We start from the raw sequence: 17,036 nt of genomic DNA, 5'->3' as shown, positions 1-17,036 counted from the left end.
GCGATCCTCGCCACGGGTGGCATAGTCGCGCCCTGACGATCGGACAGCCGGCAGGAGCGACGATGCAGACCTATCAGGGCGGATGCCACTGCGGCACGGTGCGCTACGAGGCGACGACGGATCTCGAGACCGTCGTCTCCTGCAATTGCTCGCATTGCAGCAAGCGCGGCCTCCTGCCGACCTTCGTCACGCCGGACCGGTTCCGGCTCCTCTCCGGCGAGGATGCGCTCGAGGACTACCAGTTCAACCGCAAGGTCATCCATCACCTGCGCTGCCGCCACTGCGGCATCGAATCCTTCGCGCGCGGCAAGGCGCCCGACGGCAGCGAGATGGTGGCCGTCAACGCGCGCTGCCTGGACGGCATCGATGTCGGCAGCCTGAAGCTGACGCCGTTCAACGGGCGGGATTTCTGAACCTCGGCGAAGGCCGCGAGGCGCTGGGGATCGAGGGCCCCCGACGAACGGAGGCCTCGTCATGGCCGGGCTCGTCCCGGCCATCCACGCGTTCGATCCTGCTCAGCTTTCCAGACATGGATGCCCGCGACAGGCGCGGGCATGACCGCTGTGAAGCAGGACTGGCCCTCAATGCACCTCGGTGCAATGGGCGATGAGCCGGTCGACGAAGGCGCCGCAGGCCTCGAGCTGGGCGATCTCGATATACTCGTCCGGCTTGTGTGCCTCGCCGATGGAGCCCGGCCCGATGACCACGGACGGCACGCCGGCGACCGCCTGGAAGAGGCCGGCCTCGGTGCCGTAGGCCACCTTGCCGTGCTCGTTGCGGCCGGCAAGACGCTTGGCGAGCGTGACGACCTCGTCGCCCGGCGCCGTGTCGAGCCCCGGAAAGCCGGCGAAGACGTCGAAGTCGAAGCCGCTTTGCGGATCGACGGCCTGCATGGCCGGCTCCAGCTCGCGCCTCGCATAGGCCTCGATTTCCGCGACGACGGCATCGGGATCGTCGGCACCGATGGCGCGGATCTCGAAGACCATCTCGCTCTCGTCGGGGACGATGTTGAGCGCCGTGCCGCCCGCAAAGATGCCGACATGGGCGGTGGTGTAGGGCACGTCGTAGAGCGCATCGCGGGCGCCGCTCACGGCGAAGCGGTCGGCGATCGCGCGGATATGGGCGACGAGCCGGGCGCCCCACTCCACCGCATTGACGCCCTGCGGCGCGAGCGAGGAATGGCAGCCCTTGCCGCGCACGCGCACCTTCAGGCTGCGCTTGCCCTTGTGGCCGATGACCACGTTCATCGAGGTCGGCTCGCCGACGAAGCAGCCGAGCGGCTTGACCTCGGCCTTCGCCAGCTTCTCGACGATGCCGCGCACGCCGACGCAGCCCACCTCCTCGTCGTAGGAGAAGGCGAGATGGATGGGCCGGGCGAGCGCGGCCGCCTTCATCGCCGGCACCCGCGACAGGCAGGCGGCGAGAAAGCCCTTCATGTCGCAGGCGCCGCGGCCGTAGGCCCGGCCGTCTCGCAGGACGAGAGCGAAGGGATCGTCCGTCCACTCCTGCCCGTCCACGGGCACGACGTCGGTATGACCGGAGAGGATGTAGCCCGCCTGCTCCGCCGGCCCGATGGTGGCCCAGAGGTTGGCCTTGGTGCCCGTCGCGTCGTAGATGCGCTCGCTCGCGATGCCGTGGGAGGCGAGATAGTCCTCGACCCAGGCGATGAGGTCGAGGTTGGAGTTGCGGCTCGTCGTGTCGAAGGCGACGAGGCTGGCGAGGATCTCGGTGATCGCGGGACTGGACATCATGAACTCCGGCAGGGGCCGCCTCAGCGCAGGGCGACCGTGAAGGGATCGTCCGGCTGCTCGGCGCGGACGAGATCGACGAAGCGGCGGGCGGCCGGCGGAGCGGCGCCCGTCGCGGGCAGGAGGAAGGCCATCTCGTAGGTGATTTCCGGCAGGAACGGCCTGTAGACGAAGCTCGGATCGTCGCTCAGGGACATGGGGAAGGGGTTGAGCACCGAGATGCCCGCCCTGCTGCGCACCATCTCCATCACGAAGGTCGAGGTCGTCGCCTCCGCGACGATGTTCGGCTCGATGCCGACATCGGTAAAAGCCCTGTCGAACAGCGCCCGCGCCGCGAAGCGCCGGGTGACGACGATGAGCGGCTCGCTGCCGATGTCGATCGGGCGGACGACGGGAAGCCGCGCGAGCCGATGGTCCGGCCACATGATGCACTTGGCCTTCGAGCGGCGGAAAGGCTCGGCCCTGACCCCGAGGTGGGCGACCGGCGTCTCCAGCATGCCGATGCCCACATCGACGCTGCCGGCCGCCACCGCCGCAAGGACGTCGCCGCCGCGGCCGATCTCGACCACGACGCGCGTCTCGGGCTCCGCGGCCACGAAACGGGCAAGGAGCGGCGCGAGGAAGTGATGGGCCACGGTCGGGGCGGCGGAGATGCGCAGGAGGCTCTGCGCCCGCGGCGCCCGCGGCCAGTTCTCGAGCCGCGCGAGGCCGGCGAGGATCGGCGCCGCCTCCGCCTCCAGCGCGAGCGCATCGGCCGTCGGCACGAGGCGCCCGCCATCGCGCGAGAACAGCACCCGCCCGACCCGCTCCTCGAGGGCCGCCACGGCGCGCGAGACGGCGGGCTGGGAGATGCCGAGGCGCTGGCCGGCTGCGGTCGTCTTGCCGGTGGCGATCAGCGCGTGGAGCACCTCGAGCTCGCGCAGGCTGGGTCGCGATGATCGGCTTTCGCTATCCTCGGATGGCATAGTTCTATGCAATCTCGTTATTCTTTTTGGCGGTGACAATGCCAAGAATGAATAATAGCATCGGGCCCCAGATGAGCAAGCCACGTCGGCGGGGTGCTGCCGCTCCCCGCGCGTTTTCGTTATTGTGGTGCGCATCCACCCAGAGGAGAACGGGAATGAAAAAACTGAAACCCGCAGCCTATGCCCTGCTGCCGCTCGCCGTCGCCATGGCGCAACCGGCCGCCGCGCAGGACACCAAGGAGCTGAAGGTCGGCGTCGCCTCCGAGGCGACCTCCATCGACCCACACTTCCACAACGTCGGCCAGAACAACGCCCTGCGCCGCCACATCTTCGAATCCCTCATCGCCACCGACGCCAACCAGAAGCTGCTGCCGGCGCTCGCCGAATCGTGGAAGGCGGTCGACGACACGACATGGGAGATCAAGCTCCGGCCGGACGTGAAGTTCTCGAACGGCGAGGCCTTCACGGCGCGGGACTACGTCTACACCATGTGCCGGGTGCCGCTGGTCGAGAACTCGCCCTCGTCGTTCACGGTATTCACGCGCGGCATCGAGTCGATCGAGACGCCGGATCCGCTGACCATCCGCGTCAAGACGGCGACGCCGCAGCCGCTCTTCCCCAACAACATGACGACGCTCGGCATCCTCTCCGCCGCCGTCTTCGGGGCGGGCGACGTCAAGTACGGCAAGGACGGCTGCGAGAACATGGGCACGCCGCCGAAGTCTTCGGACTTCAACGACCCGGCGAAGGCCGTGGGCACCGGCCCGTTCAAGCTGAAGGAATATACGCGCGGCACGCATATCATCCTCGAGGCCAACGAGGGCTATTGGGGCGAGAAGCCCGTATGGCAGCGCGTCGTCATGCGGCCGATCACCAGCGCCGGCCCGCGCGTCGCGGCCCTGCTCGCCGGCGACGTCGACATGATCGAGAACCCGCCGATCCAGGACTTCGACAAGATCAAGGGTGCCGGCTTCACCCTCGTCGAGGGCCTGTCGAACCGCATCATCTACATCCACCTCGACCAGTTCGAGGACAAGACGCCGGGCGTGAAGGGCACGGACAAGAACCCCTTCAAGGACGTGCGCGTGCGTGAGGCCCTGTCGAAGGCCATCAACCGCGAGGCCATCGTCGAGCGCATCATGGGCGGCGTCGCCCAGGCCGCCGGCGAGCTGCTGCCCTACCCGCTCTTCGGCACCACGAAGGATGCGAAGCCCGTCGCCTACGATCCCGAGGCGTCGAAGAAGCTGCTCGCCGAGGCCGGCTACCCGAACGGCTTCGAACTGACCATCGGCACGCCGAACGACCGCTACATCAATGACGAGAAGGTGGCGCAGGCGGTGGCGCAGATGTTCACGCGCGTCGGCATCAAGACCAACATCGACGCCATGACGGCCTCGACCTTCTTCTCGCGCCGCAACAAGCACGAGTTCTCGGCGTACCTCGCCGGCTGGGGCGCGGATTCGGGCGAGATGTCCAACTCCCTCAACGCCCTCGTCGTGACGCCGAACAAGGACACGGGCGGCGGCCACACCAACCGCGGCCGCTATTCGAACGCGGAGGTCGACGCCCTCGTGATGGAGGCGCAGCGCACCATCGACGACGCCAAGCGCGAGGAGCTGCTGCAGAAGGCGTCCAAGATCGCCATGGACGACTACGCCCTCCTGCCGCTGCACTTCGAGGTGACGCCCTGGGCGTTCAAGAAGACGCTGAGCTACACCCCGCGCGTCGACCAGTATACGCTGGTGACCGAGGTCAAGCCGGCGCAGTAACATCGGCCGTACGAGGCTGATGACCGGACCCGACCGGCGAGCCATCGCTTGCCGGCCGGGCACCGCTTTTTTGCAAGGTCAACGACAATGCTCGTCTACGTCATCCGACGCCTGGGCCAGGCGGCACTCGTGCTGGCCGTCATGGCGACGCTCGTGTTCATCGCCGTCTATGCGGTGGGCGACCCCGTCGCCATCCTCGCGAGCCCCCAGGCGGACCAGCAGGAACTGGAGGCGATCACGCAGCGCCTCGGTCTCGACAGGCCGCTCTACGAGCAATACGGCCTCTTCGTCTGGAACGCGCTGCACGGCGACCTGGGCCGCTCCTTCGTCTACAACGAGCCGGCGCTGACGCTGATCCTCAACCGCCTGCCGGCGACGCTCGAGCTGGCGCTGACCGCCCTCGTCATCGCCGTCTTCATCGGCATCCCGCTCGGCCTCTATGCCGGCCTCAAGCCGCAGTCGCTCGGCGGCCATTCCATCATGGCCGGCTCGATCCTCGGCTTCAGCCTGCCGAACTTCTGGCAGGGGCTGATGCTGGTGCTGCTGTTCTCCGTCATGCTCGGCTGGTTCCCGGCCGGCGGGCGCGGCACGACGCGCGAGCTCCTCGGCGTGCCGGTGAGCTTCCTCACCCTCGACGGGCTCTCCCATCTCATCCTGCCGGCGCTCAACCTCGCCCTCTACAAGATGGCGCTCGTCATCCGCCTCACCCGCGCCGGCACGCGCGAGGTGATGCTGCAGGACTACATCCGCTTCGCCCGCGCCAAGGGCCTGTCCCAGTCGCGCGTCATCGGCGTGCACGTCTTGAAGAACATCCTCATCCCGGTCGTCACGGTGCTCGGCCTCGAGCTCGGCTCGATGATCGCCTTCGCCGTCGTCACCGAGACGGTCTTCGCCTATCCCGGCATCGGCAAGCTGCTCATCGACTCCATCGGGCGGCTCGACCGGCCGGTGATCGTCGCCTACCTCATGCTCACCGTCGTGATGTTCGTGATCATCAACCTCATCGTCGATCTCATCTACGCCGCCATCGACCCGCGCGTGCGCCTCGAGGAGGCCAAGGCATGAGCGAACAGGCCGCCACCCCCGCGCCCGCAGCCGCCGCCCGCCCGACCGACAAGGGCGAGAGCCTGCTGCTGCGCCACGTCGCCGCCTTCTTCGAGAGCCCGCTCGCCGTCATCGGCCTTGCCGGCCTCGTTGTGCTGGTCATCCTGGCGCTCGCGGCGTCCTTCATCGCGCCGCAGAACCCCTACGACCTCGCGCAGCTCGACATCATGGACGGCACCCTGCCGCCGGGATCGGAGAGCCTTGCCGGCTACACCTACTGGCTCGGCACGGACGAGCAGGGCCGCGACCTGCTGTCGGCCATCCTCTACGGCCTCAGGATCTCGCTCGGCGTCGGCGCCATCTCCGTCGTCATCGCCTGCGCCGTCGGCGCCTCGGTCGGCGTCATCGCCGCCTATGCCGGCGGGCGCATCGACAATTTCGTCATGCGCGTCGTCGACCTGCAGCTCTCCTTCCCGGCCATCCTCGTCGCCCTCGTGCTGCTCGCCGTCTTCGGGCGCGGCGTCGACAAGGTGATCATCGCCCTCGTCATCGTGCAGTGGGCCTATTACGCGCGCACGGTGCGCGGCTCGGCCCTCGTCGAGCGGCGGCGCGACTATATCGAGGCGGCGCGCTGCCTCGCCCTGCCGAAGAACCGCATCGTCTTCCGCCATCTCCTGCCCAACTGCCTGCCGCCGCTGATCGTGGTGGCGACGGTGCAGGTGGCGCATGCGATCGCGCTCGAATCCACCTTGTCGTTCCTCGGCGTCGGCGTGCCGGTGACGGAGCCGTCGCTCGGCATGCTCATCGCCAAGGGCTACGACTATCTCCTGTCCGGCAAGTACTGGATCTCGACCTTCCCCGGCATCGCCCTCGTCGCCGCCATCGTCGCCATCAACCTCGTCGGCGACCGGCTGCGCGATGTCCTGAACCCGAGGCTGTCGCGATGAGCCAACCCGTCCTTTCCGTCCGCGACCTCGTCGTGGAGTTCTCGGCCCGCGAGGGGGTGCTCACCGCCGTCAACGGCGTCAGCTTCGACGTCCATGCCGGCGAGGTGCTCGGGCTCGTCGGCGAATCCGGCTCCGGCAAGTCGGTCACCGGCCTTGCCGTGCTCGGCCTCATCGACGCGCCGGGACGCATCGCCTCGGGCGCCATCCTCCTCAACGGCGAAGACCTGACGAAGAAGAGCGAGGCCGAGCTGCGCCGCCTGCGCGGCCGCAATATCGCGATGATCTTCCAGGACCCGATGACGACGCTGAACCCGGTCCTGCGCGTCGACACGCAGATGATCGAGGCCATCCGCGCCCATGAGAAGGTGTCGGAGCGGGCCGCGCGGGATCGCGCCCGCGATGCGCTCGCCAAGGTCGGCATCCCCTCGCCCGAGGAGCGGCTCGTCTCCTATCCGCACCAGTTCTCCGGTGGCATGCGCCAGCGGGTCGCCATCGCCATCGCGCTGCTGCACCGCCCGGCCGTCCTCGTCGCCGACGAGCCGACGACGGCGCTCGACGTCACCATCCAGGCGCAGATCCTCTCCGAGGTGCAGCAGCTCGCCGCCGAGAGCGGCACGGCGCTCGTCTGGATCACGCATGACCTGTCCGTCGTCGCCGGCCTCGCCGACCGCGTCGCCGTCATGTACGCCGGGCGCATCGTCGAGGAGGGCCACGTCGCCGACGTGCTCGAGCGGCCGGCCCATCCCTATACCAACGGCCTCATCGGCTCCGTGCCGAGCCGCAACAAGCGCGGCGAGCCGCTGGCGCAGATCCCCGGCATGACGCCCTCTCTCGCCAGCCTGCCGCCGGGATGCGCCTTCGCGCCGCGCTGCCCGCGGGCGGATGCCGTCTGCAAGAACCCGCCCGGCGTGACGCATGCGGGCGATGCCCGCGCCTTCCGCTGCTTCCATCCCCTCATTCCCGTGGAGGCCGCCGCGTGACCGCCGCCCCCATCCTCGCGCTCGACGGCGTCTCCAAGCGCTTCGTCCGGAAGCTCGACGCCGCCGAGAAGATCGCCAACCTCTTCGGCGCGCGGCGCCATGAGCAGGTGGTGCATGCCGTCGACGGCATCGACCTTGCCATCGCCCCGGGCGAGGTCGTCGGCCTCGTCGGCGAATCCGGCTGCGGCAAGTCCACCCTCGGGCGCGTCGTCGCCGGCATCCTCGACCCGAGCGCCGGCAGCGTCTCCTACGAGGGCGCGGATGTCGCGAAGCTCTCGGGCGCGGCGCGGCGCAAGGTGGACCTCGCGGTGCAGATGGTCTTCCAGGACCCGATGGCCTCGCTCAACCCGCGCCTGCGCGTCATCGACATCATCGGCGAGGCGCCGGTGGTGCACGGCCTCGTCTCGCGCGCCGAGGTCGAGGACTACGTCTGCGACGTGATGACCCGCGTCGGCCTCGACCCCGCCACGCGCCGGCGCTATCCGCACCAGTTCTCGGGCGGCCAGCGCGCGCGCATCGGCATCGCCCGGGCGCTCGCGGTAAAGCCCAAGGTGATCGTCTGCGATGAATCGACCGCGGCGCTCGACGTGTCGATCCAGGCGCAGGTGCTCAACCTCTTCATGAAGCTCAGGGAGGAACTCTCCCTCACCTATCTCTTCGTCAGCCACGACCTCGGCGTCGTCGAGCACATCGCCGATCGCGTCGCCGTGATGTATCTCGGCCGCATCGTCGAGCTCGCGCCGGCGGAGGAGCTGTTCCGCACGCCGAACCACCCCTATACGCGGGCGCTGCTCGAGGAGGTGCCGCGGCTCGAGCCGAAGAAGAAGACCTTCTCGGCGCTGAAGGGCGAGCTGCCCTCGCCGCTGTCGCCGCCCAGCGGCTGCCATTTCCACCCGCGCTGCCCCTATGCCTTCGACCGCTGCCGCACGGAGCGGCCGGCGCTCAAGCCCATCGGGCCGGGGCGCGTGTCCGCCTGCCATCTCAACGACAAGGCGGCGTGAAGGTGACGACAGGGCGCAGCGTCGTGCTCGGCGACCGGCGCATCGCGCTCGCCGACGACCAGCCCACCTTCTGGGAGCGCGTTGCCGCCGACAACTGGGAGCCCGGCACCCGCCGCCTCATCGACACGCTCGTCGACGCCTCAACGCTCTTCGTCGACCTCGGCGCCTGGGTCGGGCCGACGACGCTGCAGGCGGCCGCGCGCGGCGCGCGCGTGGTGGCGGTCGAGGCCGATCCCGCCGCGCTCGACCAGCTCGGCCGCAACCTCGCCGTCAATCCCGAGCTGGCCGCGCGCGTCACGGTGGTGCCGAAGGCGATCCATCCGGACGGTGGCACCGTCACCTTCGGTGCCCGGCGCAAGCCCGGCGATTCCATGTCGAGCCTGCTGCTCGCCGGCGCCGATACCACCTGGCAGGCCGAGGCCCTGACGCCCGCCGCGCTCGCGGAGCGGCTGCCGCCCTCCCCCCGCCGCGTCATCAAGATCGACCTCGAAGGGGCCGAGTACGCGCTCCTGCCGGCCATCGCCCCCCCTCGTGGCGCACGCGAACGTCGCCGTCATCGCCTCCTTCCACCCCCGCGTGCTCGCGGAGAGCGGCGAAACCGACGTTGCCGGCGCAACGCGCCGGGCGCTCGCCGCCTTCGCCGGCTGGCGCGCCCACAGGGTGACGGAGGCCGGCGCCGCGACCGAGGCACAGGATGTCGCCGGCATCGACGCCGTGGCGCACGACGAGTGGCTCCTCGTCAGATCGTGACGGTGAGGATATCGCCGATCGTCTCGCGGCGGTCGGCGATCCAGACGGCGATGGTCTCACTGCGGCCGCGCACCGGGACCTGACGGAAGTCGCCGCCCGGGCATTCGATGCCGGCAGCCTTCAGCGTGTCCTCCGACGTGACGAGGAGGCAGCGGAACTCCTTCGTCATCTCCTCCAGCCGGCTCGCCGTGTTGACGGTATCGCCGAGGGCCGTCAGCTCGCGCTCGCCGCCGCGGCGCATGCCGCCGACGCGGCCGAGCACGGCCGGGCCGGTGTGGATGCCGAGCCCCATGCGCAGCGGTGCCGGCACGAGGCCGGCGAATTCGGCGTTGAGATCTTCAAGCGCGGCCAGCATCTCGCCGGCCGAGGCAAGGGCGGCGCGGGCACCGGCGTCGCGCTCCGGCCGGGTGCCGAAGAGGGCCATGATGCCGTCGCCGAGGAACTTGTCGACGGTGCCGCCGTGCCGCTCGATGACCGCGGTCATCGCCTCGAAATAGGAATTGAGCAGGAAGACGGTATCGTAGGGATACATCCCCTCCGCGAGCGAGGTGAAGCCGCGCAGGTCGGCGAAGAGCACGGTGATGCGCCGCTCGACGCCCCAGCGATAGGGATCGCGCTGGCCGGCGTCGGCGCCCTCGGCCGGCACCAGAAGATGGACGCCGAGATCGGCCGTCGGCCTGATCTGGCAGGCGAGCCGCACGTCGGGCGGCGCGTCGATGCGGGCGAGCACCGTCTCCTCCAGGGTGCCGCGCGGCGGCAGCGTCTCGCCGCCGGCCGTGACGAGGACACGGCAGGTGGTGCAGCGCCCTCGCCCGCCGCAGATCGAGACATGCGGCACGCCGTTCATGCGGCTGATCTCGAGCAGGGTCGGCCCGGGCCTTGCCCGCACCCGCCGCCCGCCGCCGTAGCTGATCCTGACCTTGGCCCTGAGGCGCGTCGCCACCCGCACGGCGATGAGGCCGAGCCCCACGGCACCCAGGAAGGCGAAGACGAGATGGTTTCCGGCCTGCGCGAACCACTCCGCCAAGGCTGCGGCTTCCTCGCTCGGCCAGCGTGGTACCTGCCTGCCGCGCTCCAGCAGCTCCAATCGGCGGGCGGCCTCGATCCAGCCGGCGAGCGCGAGCAGGGGCAGCGCCGTGGCGATGGAAAGGAGCCACGGCGCTGCCGCCGGGAACCACGCCTTCGGCCGCAGCCAGTGGTAGAGGCCGATCGAGGCATGGCCCCAGACGATGACGACGAGCAGCGACTGGCTGACGGCACCATCCGGCCACAGCCGCCGCAGCACCGGCTCGTAGAAGTCGTCCACCCCGGCAGCGACATGCATGCCGCGGGTGCCGAGAATGTGCCCGACGAGCAGCACAGGAATGGCGAAGCCGAGGCCGATCTGCAGGGCGTCGTTCAACGGCATGCGCCAGGTGCGGCGGCGGAAGAGCGCGCGGACGCCGAGGGCGATGTGCACGGCAAAGGCGCCGTAGAGCAGGATGGTGCCCGGCGGTGATCGCCAGAGCGCCCAGCGCCACGTCTGCACGACGTCCATCACCGCGATGCTGACGAGCCCGAGGGCGTGGTTGAGGAAGTGCAGGAGGACGAAGGCGAAGAGGACGAGCCCGGAGGCCAGGCGCAGACGCGCGAGCGACGGCAGCAGGCGCCGCCCGCTTCCCCGGCCCTTCCCCGTGCCCCGGTCCACGCCCTTGCCGGTGCTCTCGCCCCTTGCAACCTCGGCCGCGGTCACGCGCTTCCCTCCGCAGCGGCGCGATCCATGACGGCGAGATCGACCGGCCCCGCCACGCCCTCGACCGCAACGCCCGGTACCAGCCGGAAGGCAGCCGCCGCGGCGAACCCCTCGGCCTCGGCCCTGGCGAGCGTCGCCGCATCCGTGACCGCGCACGTGCAGCCGATCTTGTTGTGCTTCTCGAGCTTGGCGGCCAGGTTCACGGGCTCGCCGATCACGGTGTACTCCAGCCGGCCGTCGTTGCCGACGGTACCGAACAGGACGCGGCCGGAGACCACCGCAAAGCCGACGTCGACCTTGCGCCCGCCGGCCGCGGCGAAGGCATGGCTGAAGCGCGCCGCCTCGTCGGCCAGGGCGAGGACCGCCCGCAGCGCATCGGCCGTCGGGGTCGGCGAGACACCCGTGCAGCCGAAGGTGGCCAGGATGCCGTCGCCGAGGAACTTGTCGATCGCCCCGCCGTGCGAGGCGATGATCGCGCCCATGCGCTGCTGGTAGGCGATGAGCAGGCGCATCACCTCGTCCGGCGGATGATCGGCGACGAAACGGGTGAAACCGCGGATGTCGGCGACGAGCACCGCCGCCTCGACCATCTCGCCACGCCCGGGGGCGAGCGCGTCGCCGCTCGTGATGCGCCGGGCGATGGTGGGGTCGAAGAAACGGGACAGCTCCGCCGTCGCGGAAAGGCCGAGCGCGGCCGTCAGCAACTGGCGACGGCCGCGTGCGATGGCGATGGCGAGGACACCGGTGAAGAGAAGGATGGCGACGATCTTCTCCACCTCGGCGCCGAGGAGGATGCTGTTCGAGGTCATGTAGGTGACGAAGTCGCGCGTCACCGCGGGGGCGTCCACATCCGCGCCGGCCGCATCGAAGGCATAGGCCGTCATCCCCGCCCAGCCGACAGCGGCGACGACGCCCGCGAAGATGACGAGGCGCGGTTCGAAGCGCAGCGCCCTGATGGCGATGAAGAGGAAGACCAGGAGGAAGGTCGGCGCCTTGAGATAGAAGGCCGCCGGCTGTTGGTACTGCAGGTGGAAGGACCAGATGAGGCCGTAGAGCAGCGCGAAGTCGATGACCGTGAAGGCGGGCACCAGCCAGCCGCGCATCCGCCCGCGGCGGGCGAGCGCGACGCGGACGAGGCCCAGAACGAGGAAGATGCCGCCGACGACGGGCACGGGCCGGAAGGCGCCGATGGCGTCGAGCGCCTTGGGCGAGACGGCGTAGAGCACGTTGAAGAAGACGGCGATGGCCACGACGAGCCAGGCCGAGAGCACCTCGGCCTCGCGCGTTTCGCCGTCGACGATGCGCTGCGCGCGCTCCGGCAGGCGCCCGAAGGCGCCGAGCGCGCCGAGCCGTCGCCCCGCGGAACGCGTGCTGGCTGTGCCCAGATCACCGACGGCCATGCGTTCGACCCGCCAATTGCCCTCGCCGCGTCCATATTAGCGCCGGCGGATGCCGAGGCGAACGGCCGGCGCCTTCAGGAATTGCTCTGCGCGAGGCGCGCGTTGGTGCGCTCCAGCCGCTTGGCGAGCTCCCACATGACGGCGATGGACATCTGCGGGAACTGGTTGAGCAATTCGAGAAAAACCCTCTTGTCGATGCGCAGCGCGACGATCGGCACCGCCGCCGTCACCGTCGCCGAGCGCGGCGTGTCGGACAGGATGCCCATCTCGCCGACGATGTCGTTGCGGGCGAGCTCCGCGACCTTCAGCGGCCCGGACGGCGTGTCGAGCGTCACGTCCGCCTGGCCGTCGAGGATGACATAGGCGGCGTCGGCCGCATCCCCCTGCCGGAAGAACGGCTGGCCGGCGGAAAAATGCACCCGCTCGCCGGTGAAGGCGAGGAGCTTGAGCCGCGCGGGATCGATGTCCCGGAACATCGGCACCTGCCGCAGCGATTGAACTTCCGAATCAAGCGTCATCCATGTCCCCCTGCAACATTGGCCGCGGCGGCATCGGCGTCCTCTCCCTCGGGCGCGGTCGCCGGGCGCCGCCGAAGCTCCGCCCGCGCCCCGTCGAAGGCGATGAGCGCATCGAACCCCTCGGCCTGCCCCTCGTCCCGCAGCACCGCGACGAAGCAGCGGTTCTCGAAGGCGGCGAGCAGGCCTTCGCGGATATGCCGCGCCTGTTCCTCACCATAGGCCGCAAGACCGCCGTCGAGAACGAATATGTCAGGCTTCTTGACGAGACAGCGCACCAGATTGACGCCGGCACGCTGATGCGGCGCGAGAAGCCGCCCGCCGGGACCCACCTGGAAGCCGAGCCCCACCTTCTCCACCTCCTCGCGCAGGCCGAGCTCGTCGACGACGGCGCTGACCACGCGCATGACGCGCGACTGGGCATCGGCGATGCCGTGCGCGATGCGGCCGAAGAGCAGGTTCTCGCGCAGGGGCGCGGCGTCGCACACCAGCTCGGGGTCGTAGAGATCGAGCTGGCGCGCCCAGATGGAGCCGTCGAGCTCCTTGCGGAAGATGACGCGCGCCGCGACGATGGCCTGCCTGAGCCGATCGTCGAGCAGGCCGAGGCGGTGGCGCGGCTCGATGTAATCGAGCGCGAGCGCGAGGAGCCGCGAGCGGTCCTCCCCGTTGAGGGCCTTGAGGCCCTTGGCCGCGACGCGGCGCAGGATGTCCTCGAACTCCGGCAGTTCGTCGGCGTCGATGAAGGAGAACTGCTCGAAGAGCGGATGGCCGGGCGGCAGGTCGCGGAAGATCTCGGTCATCGTCTCGGTGATGCGCGCACCGATGGCAACGAGGTCGTCCATCAGCGCCCCGCGGTCGAGCGCCTTGCGCACCACCGGATTGACCGCCCGCCCCCGCCCCGTGAAGGCCGGCCCCACGGCGACGCCGAACAGGAGGTTCTCGCCGATGCTGGCCTGGGCGTTGTAGCGGCCGGGATCGAACGGCTCGACGAGATTTTCGAGGCCCTGCTCGGCGAGCGTGCTGCGCAGCCGGTGGCGGGCCTCGACGACCTTCTCCGCGAGGTCGGGCATGCGCTGGCTGGACACCCGGCCGAGCAGGCCGAAGCGGTAGACGTCCTCGCGCATGCCGATCCTGCCGAGGGCCCCGAGCAGCACGCCGTCGAGACCGTCGGCATCCTCGACGCCCAGGCGCTCGTAGTCGATCCACTCGTCCTCGAGCCGGTCGACGGGATTGCCCGTGCGCTCGGCCTCCATGCGCCGCCGGCGCGCCTGCGGCCCCTCGTCGGGAAGACGCCTGACGGGCCGGTTGCGCAGGCCATAGATGAGGTTTTCCCTCAGCGATCCGGGAAACAGGGCCGGCTCCGGCCCCGCATAGGCGAGGTGGCGGCCGAGCTGGCCCTCGGGAATGCGCCCGAGGTCGCGCCCGCCGATCGTGACGCGCCCGGCATATTCGTCGTGCCGGCGGGCGAGCACCCGCGCGAGCGTGCTCGGCCCCGGACCGCCGTTGCCGATGAGCGCGATCCGCACCGGGAAGGGCAGTTCGAAGGAGAACTCCTCGACGAGCGGCGAGCCGTGAGGATCCGCGACGCGCAGCCGCTCGGCGGCGATGGGGCCCGCGAGCGGCCCGTCCTCCTTCTCCCGCGCCGCGAAGACGTCGAGCGGCACGAGCTTGTCGGGCAAGAACTGCTGGATGATCTGGTCGTACTTGATCTGCACGTCGAGGCGCTGCTGGTCCCAGTCGATCAGCTCCTTCAGCGGCGGCGGCAGGTCGCGGTAGGCGCCGATGACGGCGACGAGCTGGCCGATGTCCAGCTGGCCCTTGAGCGCGAGATAGCCGCCGATGGCATAGAAGAGGAAGGGCGTGATCTGCGCGAGAAGGTTGTTGATGAACTTGACCATGAACTTCCACTTGTAGATGCGGAAGCGCAGGTCGAAGAGATGATGGAGCCGGTCGCCGATCTCCGCCTTTTCCCAGGCGGTGGCGTCATGGACGTGCACGGCCTCCATGCCGTCGACGATCTCGGCGATGCGCCCGGCGAGCTTGCGCGAGGCGATCTGCCGCTCCTTGCCGAGGCGCAGCTGGACCCGCCGCATGCGCGGGATGATGACGAACTGCACCCCCACCACGGCCGCGGCGAGAAGGCCGAGCCAGATGTTCTGAATGAGGATGAAGGCCATCGCCGTCGCGGCCTGGGTGCCGAGGAACAGCGGCTGGACGAAGGCATCGCCGATGAAGCCGCCGATGGGCTCGACCTCGTCCTTGATGATGGTCGCCGTCTCGGATGACTTCACCGTGCGCAGGGTCGAGGGGGTGAAGCGCAGCGTCGTCGCGAAGAGGTCGAATCGCAGCCGGCGCAGCATCCGCTCGCCGAGCGCCCCCTTGGCGACGTTGATCACATATTTGAAGGCGCCGTTGATGAGAACGAGGGTGAGGAACAGCGTCGACAGGCCGAAGAGCAGGCCGAGCTGATCGACCGAGAATCCCTCGAACAGCTCGACCGTGCCCCCTCCCATGAGGCGCGGCAGGTCGAAGGAGATGATGAAGAAACGGACCTCGCCGTTGCCTTCCGTGAACGCACCGCCCTGAATCGCCTCGTTGACGATGCGCTTCGGCAGCTCCAGCGACCAGAAATAGAATGGCAAGGAGGCGATGACGACCGCGAAGATCGCGAGCTGTTCACGCTTGGAAAATCGCCAAATGTAGCGAAACAGGCTCTTGTCCAAGCCTTTCTCCTTGATTCAAGGCGCGGGCGTTGCCACTGTCCGCGACATAGGCCCATGGTGGGCATCTGTCGAGGACGGGGACGCGCGCCCGGCTGCATGCTAAAAGAAAGAGATGAGGGCGCAAACGGCCCTTGTCCCCCATGGCCACATTAATCGAGACTGATCAGGAGGCTGCCGATGCGGGCAGCAGAGACGGGCACCTTGTCGCTGAACCCCGGGCAAGATGGGTACAGCCCGCATGCCGATCAAGACGGCCAGCACGCGCGTGTCCTCATCTACAGCCATGACACGTTCGGCCTGGGGCATCTGAGGCGCTCGCGCGCCATCGCCAATGCGCTCGTCGCCGAGCGGCCGGGCGTGTCCGTGGTCATCATCTCGGGCTCACCCGTCATCGGCAATTTCGAGTTCGGCTCGGGCGTCGACTACGTGCGCGTGCCCGGCGTCGTGAAGCAGCCGGACGGGGACTACCGCAGCCTCAATCTGCATGTGCATCTCGAGGATGCCATCGGCCTGCGCAGCGCCATCATCGAGCAGACGGCCCGCACCTTCCGGCCGGACCTCGTCATCGTGGACAAGGAGCCGACGGGGTTCCGCGGCGAGATCGTGCCGGCGCTGGAGCGCCTGCAGGGCACGGGCGCGCGCATCGTGCTCGGCGTGCGCGACGTGATGGACGAGCCCGCCCTCCTCGTGCCGGAGTGGGAGCGCAAGGGCGCCGCCGAGGTGCTGGAGCGCTACTACGACGAGGTGTGGGTCTACGGCCTGCGCGAGATCTACGAGCCGCTGGCGGCGCTGCCGCTCGGCGAGCACATCGCCGAGCGCATCACCTACACCGGCTACCTGCGCCGCAGCGTGCCGCAGGAGCCCGGCCTGACGCGCTATCCCAAGATGACGAAAGGCCCTTTCGTGCTCGTCACGACGGGCGGTGGCGGCGACGGGGACGACCTCATCGACTGGGCGATCTCCGCCTATGAGAGCTCCACGCCGCCGGATATCCCGGCGGTTGTCGTCTTCGGCCCCTTCATCAACCGTGACACCCGGCGCGGCTTCATGGAGCGCATCGCCCGCAACCCGAAGCTCGACGCCATCGCCTTCGACACCAAGCTCGAGGTGCTGATGAGCCGCGCCACGGCCGTCGTCGCCATGGGCGGCTACAACACGTTCTGCGAGGTGTTGTCGCTCGACAAGCCGACGCTGATCGTGCCGCGCACCAGCCCGCGGCTCGAGCAATATATCCGCGCCGTCGAGGCCGAGCGGCTCGGCCTCGTCAACGTGCTCGTCCACGAGGACGGCCATCGCGACCCCGACCGCATGGCGCGCGCCATCGACCGGCTTGTCGCACAGAAGAGGCCGTCGGAGGTGACGGTGCCGGGCCTTCTCGACGGGCTCGACGTCATCCAGCAGCGCTTCTCCTCCTGGCTGGAGCGGCGCGCCGCGCGAGCCATGACGCAGGCCGCCGAATAAG

The 17,036-nt window shown here is 69.5% G+C and carries 14 protein-coding genes; 8 read left to right on the top strand and 6 right to left on the bottom strand.

The annotated features are described in order from the left end of the window. Positions 1-62: 62 nt before the first annotated feature. The gene (locus tag GGR16_RS04955) at positions 63-413 is read left to right on the top strand and encodes a GFA family protein (RefSeq protein ID WP_019401276.1); all 351 of its coding nucleotides are present in this window, start codon (positions 63-65) and stop codon (positions 411-413) included. 168 nt (positions 414-581) lie between these two features. Here the strand turns inward: GGR16_RS04955 and argE are convergent, their stop codons facing one another. Together argE and GGR16_RS04945 are read right to left on the bottom strand one after the other, a co-directional pair. Continuing rightward, positions 582-1,751, bottom strand: coding sequence for an acetylornithine deacetylase (argE, locus tag GGR16_RS04950; RefSeq protein WP_183315867.1), 1,170 nt, complete (start codon positions 1,749-1,751; stop codon positions 582-584). A gap of 20 nt (positions 1,752-1,771) precedes the next feature. Then, a complete protein-coding gene (locus tag GGR16_RS04945) occupies positions 1,772-2,713 on the bottom strand; it encodes a LysR family transcriptional regulator (protein WP_246372815.1) in 942 nt (313 codons plus the stop codon). A gap of 155 nt (positions 2,714-2,868) precedes the next feature. Between GGR16_RS04945 and GGR16_RS04940 the strand changes: the two genes are divergently transcribed. The 6 genes from GGR16_RS04940 (at position 2,869) to GGR16_RS04915 (ending at position 9,287) form a co-directional block, all read left to right on the top strand. Further along, positions 2,869-4,482, top strand: coding sequence for an ABC transporter substrate-binding protein (locus GGR16_RS04940; protein WP_019401279.1), 1,614 nt, complete (start codon positions 2,869-2,871; stop codon positions 4,480-4,482). An 87-nt stretch (positions 4,483-4,569) separates the two neighbouring features. Continuing rightward, positions 4,570-5,547 carry an ABC transporter permease gene (locus tag GGR16_RS04935; RefSeq protein WP_019401280.1) on the top strand — a complete coding sequence of 326 codons (978 nt, stop codon included), beginning with the start codon at positions 4,570-4,572 and terminating at the stop codon, positions 5,545-5,547. After that, positions 5,544-6,473, top strand: coding sequence for an ABC transporter permease (locus tag GGR16_RS04930; protein ID WP_055458431.1), 930 nt, complete (start codon positions 5,544-5,546; stop codon positions 6,471-6,473). Before GGR16_RS04935 ends, GGR16_RS04930 begins: the two co-directional genes overlap by 4 nt. Then, positions 6,470-7,453, top strand: coding sequence for an ABC transporter ATP-binding protein (locus GGR16_RS04925; protein ID WP_019401282.1), 984 nt, complete (start codon positions 6,470-6,472; stop codon positions 7,451-7,453). Before GGR16_RS04930 ends, GGR16_RS04925 begins: the two co-directional genes overlap by 4 nt. After that, positions 7,450-8,454, top strand: a complete 1,005-nt coding sequence (locus GGR16_RS04920; RefSeq protein WP_156332790.1) for an ABC transporter ATP-binding protein — start codon at positions 7,450-7,452, stop codon at positions 8,452-8,454. Before GGR16_RS04925 ends, GGR16_RS04920 begins: the two co-directional genes overlap by 4 nt. Further along, complete coding sequence (locus GGR16_RS04915; RefSeq protein WP_183315865.1) at positions 8,451-9,287, top strand: FkbM family methyltransferase; 837 nt, start codon at positions 8,451-8,453, stop codon at positions 9,285-9,287. Before GGR16_RS04920 ends, GGR16_RS04915 begins: the two co-directional genes overlap by 4 nt. On the opposite strand, the gene GGR16_RS26405 is transcribed toward GGR16_RS04915, so the two are convergent. From GGR16_RS26405 to GGR16_RS04895, 4 genes are all read right to left on the bottom strand, one after another. After that, on the bottom strand, positions 9,194-10,936 hold the full coding sequence (locus GGR16_RS26405; RefSeq protein ID WP_183315864.1) for an adenylate/guanylate cyclase domain-containing protein: 1,743 nt from the start codon (positions 10,934-10,936) through the stop codon (positions 9,194-9,196). The two genes, GGR16_RS04915 and GGR16_RS26405, sit on opposite strands and share 94 nt — an antisense overlap. Further along, positions 10,933-12,336: an adenylate/guanylate cyclase domain-containing protein gene (locus GGR16_RS04905; RefSeq protein WP_183315863.1), complete on the bottom strand. Its 1,404-nt coding sequence runs from the start codon at positions 12,334-12,336 to the stop codon at positions 10,933-10,935. Before GGR16_RS04905 ends, GGR16_RS26405 begins: the two co-directional genes overlap by 4 nt. Positions 12,337-12,410: 74 nt before the next feature. Continuing rightward, positions 12,411-12,854 carry a Crp/Fnr family transcriptional regulator gene (locus tag GGR16_RS04900; RefSeq protein WP_183315862.1) on the bottom strand — a complete coding sequence of 148 codons (444 nt, stop codon included), beginning with the start codon at positions 12,852-12,854 and terminating at the stop codon, positions 12,411-12,413. Continuing rightward, positions 12,851-15,574: an ABC transporter ATP-binding protein/permease gene (locus GGR16_RS04895; RefSeq protein ID WP_183315861.1), complete on the bottom strand. Its 2,724-nt coding sequence runs from the start codon at positions 15,572-15,574 to the stop codon at positions 12,851-12,853. The genes GGR16_RS04900 and GGR16_RS04895 overlap by 4 nt, the downstream gene beginning before the upstream one ends. Before the next feature lie 177 nt (positions 15,575-15,751). Here GGR16_RS04895 and GGR16_RS04890 point away from each other — a divergent pair, with 177 nt between their 5' ends. Further along, the gene (locus GGR16_RS04890) at positions 15,752-17,035 is read left to right on the top strand and encodes a glycosyltransferase family protein (RefSeq protein WP_019401289.1); all 1,284 of its coding nucleotides are present in this window, start codon (positions 15,752-15,754) and stop codon (positions 17,033-17,035) included. Position 17,036 lies beyond the last annotated feature (1 nt).

The sequence above is a fragment of the Chelatococcus caeni genome, assembly GCF_014196925.1.
In the GTDB taxonomy this organism is placed as follows: domain Bacteria; phylum Pseudomonadota; class Alphaproteobacteria; order Rhizobiales; family Beijerinckiaceae; genus Chelatococcus_A; species Chelatococcus_A caeni.
The sequence above is the reverse complement of the archived record's forward strand: the minus strand, read 5'-3'. Positions and strand labels throughout refer to the sequence as shown.

What these genes read in the sequence shown, in the direction of transcription:
- GGR16_RS04940 (WP_019401279.1), top strand. Translation starts at nt 2,869, where the DNA reads ATGAAAAAACTGAAACCCGCAGCCTATGCCCTGCTGCCGCTCGCCGTC.
- argE (WP_183315867.1), bottom strand. Translation starts at nt 1,751, where the DNA reads ATGATGTCCAGTCCCGCGATCACCGAGATCCTCGCCAGCCTCGTCGCC.
- GGR16_RS04930 (WP_055458431.1), top strand. Translation starts at nt 5,544, where the DNA reads ATGAGCGAACAGGCCGCCACCCCCGCGCCCGCAGCCGCCGCCCGCCCG.
- GGR16_RS04925 (WP_019401282.1), top strand. Translation starts at nt 6,470, where the DNA reads ATGAGCCAACCCGTCCTTTCCGTCCGCGACCTCGTCGTGGAGTTCTCG.
- GGR16_RS04900 (WP_183315862.1), bottom strand. Translation starts at nt 12,854, where the DNA reads ATGACGCTTGATTCGGAAGTTCAATCGCTGCGGCAGGTGCCGATGTTC.
- GGR16_RS04945 (WP_246372815.1), bottom strand. Translation starts at nt 2,713, where the DNA reads ATGCCATCCGAGGATAGCGAAAGCCGATCATCGCGACCCAGCCTGCGC.
- GGR16_RS04890 (WP_019401289.1), top strand. Translation starts at nt 15,752, where the DNA reads ATGCGGGCAGCAGAGACGGGCACCTTGTCGCTGAACCCCGGGCAAGAT.
- GGR16_RS04905 (WP_183315863.1), bottom strand. Translation starts at nt 12,336, where the DNA reads ATGGCCGTCGGTGATCTGGGCACAGCCAGCACGCGTTCCGCGGGGCGA.
- GGR16_RS04935 (WP_019401280.1), top strand. Translation starts at nt 4,570, where the DNA reads ATGCTCGTCTACGTCATCCGACGCCTGGGCCAGGCGGCACTCGTGCTG.
- GGR16_RS04955 (WP_019401276.1), top strand. Translation starts at nt 63, where the DNA reads ATGCAGACCTATCAGGGCGGATGCCACTGCGGCACGGTGCGCTACGAG.